1 pseudogene is annotated in these 420 nt (G+C 72.1%); it reads right to left on the minus strand.

The features are described 5' to 3' along the window. A pseudogene (locus tag D7W81_RS41615) lies at nt 1–420 on the minus strand (PQQ-dependent sugar dehydrogenase); the annotation flags it as partial.

The raw sequence follows: 420 nt of genomic DNA on the forward strand, positions 1-420 counted from the left end.
GGCCTGCCCGGATGGCAGCACCGGCTCCAGGTAGAAGCCCTCCCAGGCACCGCCATCGCCCGGGTTGCAGGCGCCGCCATTGCCGCCGTCACCGCTCTGGATGGGCGCGCCCGGCGTGGTCTCCTTCCAGTGGGGCGCGCTCCCCGTGGCGGCCTGGAAACCCACGCGCGTGCGCGTGCCGTAGCCGCAGGCCAGCCGGGTGAACGACTCCCCGCTGGTGAAGTCGGCGCTCATGGAGAGCTGGTTCGCGACCACCGTCAGGAACGCGTCGCCCGAGCCCTTGAGCTTGTAGCGGGTGCCCGCCGGAACGAGCTGGAACACCTGCCCGCCGGCCTGCGCCGTGCTGCCCGCGACCACCTTGCCCGCGCCGTCCACGGTGAGCCACTTGTCGGAGCGCTCGCTCTGGATCTGATAGCAGCT

The organism is Corallococcus aberystwythensis, assembly GCF_003612165.1.
GTDB classification, from domain to species: Bacteria; Myxococcota; Myxococcia; order Myxococcales; family Myxococcaceae; genus Corallococcus; species Corallococcus aberystwythensis.